Consider the following 2497-nt stretch of genomic DNA (forward strand, 5'->3'; position numbering starts at 1 on the left):
AGCGGGTGCGTGCGTCGCCACAGCAGCGGGCCGAGGACCGCGAGCGTGTAGAGCAGCAGCAGCGGGCGCGGCATCAGGTCCTGGCGAAGCACCACTTCCACCACGGACCAGCCGACCAGTGCTGCGACCAAAGCCCAGTCCCGCGGCTCCCGGTCCGGGGCATTCGTGGGTCGAGGTTCGGCCCACAGCGAGCGGAGTGCGTTGGTGGCCATCTGATCAGCCTAGGCAGCCCGCCTGCTCGGGATATCCGCCGAAAGTACGAGAGATCGGCTGTGCCAACGGCCAGGTCGAATCAGGCTCCGGGGCTGATGTGCCCGCCGCCGGCATCGGTGAAGGTGGAAGCACCCACCCGATCAAGGCAAGGAGCAATCTGATGAGAACGCCTCAATCCCACACCGCACGAGAGATTCCGCCATCGCGCAGCGCGCTGGAAGATCGGCGCATGCCCGTGCAGGCCAAGATCGCCGCCGCATGGACCAGCCTCATGTTCCTCATCCTTTACATCGACTACTTCCACCTCTACCAGCCCGGCGAAATCGACTCAATTCGCGGTGGCGTCATCTTCGAGTTCGACATCAGCGGGACATTGATGTCCATCTTCTTCGTGGTCATCGCGATCCCGGCCCTGATGATCATGCTCTCCATGACGCTGCCCGCCCGGGTGAGCCGCGCCACGAACCTCGTCGTTGCATCGCTCTACATCCCCGCCTGCGTGTTCAACGCGGCAGGGGCGACCTGGGACTACGCCTTTTACTACGCCCTCACTATCGGAGTCGAGGTGCTGATCCTGGCCTTCATCCTCCGCTCCGCCTGGACCTGGCCAGGCCGCACCGCATCACCGGCGACCCTGGCAGCCAGCCTCGACAGCGAGCCGCTCCGCACGCCGCAGCAGGCGTGACTGCCCGCCCCGCGCCCGACCACCCTTCGCTCGCGCCACCCGCGGGCACGGTCGCCTGCCTCAGCGTTCGCTGCTGAGCACTCCGTCCCACCCCATCCCCCAGAACGGTCCCGGTCATGATCGAGGCGCACGAGCTCACCAAGCGCTACGGCGACAACACCGCCGTGCACTCCCTCAGCTTCACGATCGCGCCCGGGACCGTCACCGGGTTCCTCGGCCCGAACGGCGCCGGCAAGTCCACGACCATGCGCATGATCATGGGACTGGACCGGCCGACGTCGGGCACCGTCACCGTCAACGGCAAGCCCTACCGGCAGCACCGTGCCGCGCTACGGGAGGTCGGCGCCCTGCTGGAGGCAAGTGCCGTGCACCCCGGCCGCAGCGCCCGCTCGCACCTGCGCGCCATGGCCGCCACCCACAACATCAAGGCCTCCCGGGTCAGCGAGGTCATCGAGATGACCGGCCTGGCCGGGGTCGACGACGGGTCGGGACCGGATCATTGCCGGAGTCCGACGGCTTGGTGGACGAGCGGCCGTTTCGAGTGCCTGATCCGTCCGCTTCGTGGCTTGTCGAGCCCTCCCCGGGCCGGCTCCCGGGTCCTAGCGTCGATCACATGGACGAGGACCGGAGCGCCACGGGACGGATCGTGGTGCTGGTGCTGCCGCAGGTGAACCTGCTGGACCTGGCCGGTCCGGTGCAGGTCTTCGACGCCGCCAACCACCTCGGTGCCGGCTACCGGATCGAGTTCGTGGCGGACGAGCCGGAGGTGGTCTCCGCGCAGGGCCTTCGGTTCGCGGCCCTCGGCGCGTTGTCGGCCGTCGGTCCGGGCGACCTGGTGCTCGTGCCGGGACCGCGGATCCCCCCGTCGGCCGGTGCCGCACCGCTGACCTCCGTTGCCGTGGCCCGGTGGTTGCGCAGCGCCGGTGAGACGGGCGCCTCGCTGGCATCGGTGTGCAGCGGAGCGGCGGCCTTCGGCGACGCCGGGCTGCTCGACGGCCGCCGGTGCACGACCCACTGGGGACTGGTCGACGCCATGCGGGCGAGGTACCCGGCCGCCAAGGTCCAGGACGGCGTGCTGTACGTCCACGACGGCCCGATCAGCACGAGCGCGGGCATCGCGGCCGGGGTCGACCTCGCGCTGTCCCTGGTCGAACGGCAGCACGGGCCGGCCCTGACCGCCGGGGTGGCCCGTGAGCTCGTCGTCTACCTGCGCCGGAACGGGTCGAGTGCGCAAGTCAGCGTCTTCGTCCAGCACCGGGCACACCTCCACCAGGCCGTCCACCGGGTGCAGGACCACCTGGCCCAGCGGCTGGACACGCCCCACACGCTCGCCGAGCTGGCGGCGGTGGCGCACTTGTCCCCTCGCGGGCTCAGCCGCGCTTTCGCGGCAGCGATCGGGATGAGCCCGCTGGCCTACCAGCAACTGCTGCGCCTGGAGTTCGCCGCCACCCTGCTGGCCCAGACGGACCTGACGGTGCAGGCCGTCGCCGCCCGCTGCGGCTTCTCCGACGAACGTCAGTTGCGCCGGCTCTTCTCGGACCGCCACGGCGTCCCGCCCGCGGCGGCGCGACACCAGCACGTCCACCGGAGGTGATCGGC

General features: G+C 70.2%; 2 protein-coding genes and 2 pseudogenes. 3 read left to right on the top strand and 1 reads right to left on the bottom strand.

What is annotated here, in order from left to right; genetic code table 11:
- A pseudogene (locus VN520_RS02635) lies at positions 1–212 on the bottom strand (hypothetical protein); the annotation flags it as partial.
- A gap of 161 nt (positions 213–373) precedes the next feature.
- Here VN520_RS02635 and VN520_RS02640 point away from each other — a divergent pair.
- The 3 genes and pseudogenes from VN520_RS02640 (at position 374) to VN520_RS02650 (ending at position 2492) form a co-directional block, all read left to right on the top strand.
- The gene (locus VN520_RS02640) at positions 374–898 is read left to right on the top strand and encodes a DUF6326 family protein (protein WP_325745185.1); all 525 of its coding nucleotides are present in this window, start codon (positions 374–376) and stop codon (positions 896–898) included.
- A 116-nt stretch (positions 899–1014) separates the two neighbouring features.
- Positions 1015–1374, top strand: a pseudogene (locus VN520_RS02645) (ATP-binding cassette domain-containing protein); the annotation flags it as partial.
- A 137-nt stretch (positions 1375–1511) separates the two neighbouring features.
- Positions 1512–2492, top strand: a complete 981-nt coding sequence (locus VN520_RS02650) for a GlxA family transcriptional regulator (RefSeq protein ID WP_325745186.1) — start codon at positions 1512–1514, stop codon at positions 2490–2492.
- Positions 2493–2497 lie beyond the last annotated feature (5 nt).

The sequence above is a fragment of the Streptomyces sp. genome, from assembly GCF_035563135.1.
Classification (GTDB): domain Bacteria; phylum Actinomycetota; class Actinomycetes; order Streptomycetales; family Streptomycetaceae; genus Streptomyces.

Excerpts from the sequence above, each read along its gene's own strand:
- VN520_RS02640 (WP_325745185.1), top strand. The coding sequence starts at position 374 with ATGAGAACGCCTCAATCCCACACCGCACGAGAGATTCCGCCATCGCGC.
- VN520_RS02650 (WP_325745186.1), top strand. The coding sequence starts at position 1,512 with ATGGACGAGGACCGGAGCGCCACGGGACGGATCGTGGTGCTGGTGCTG.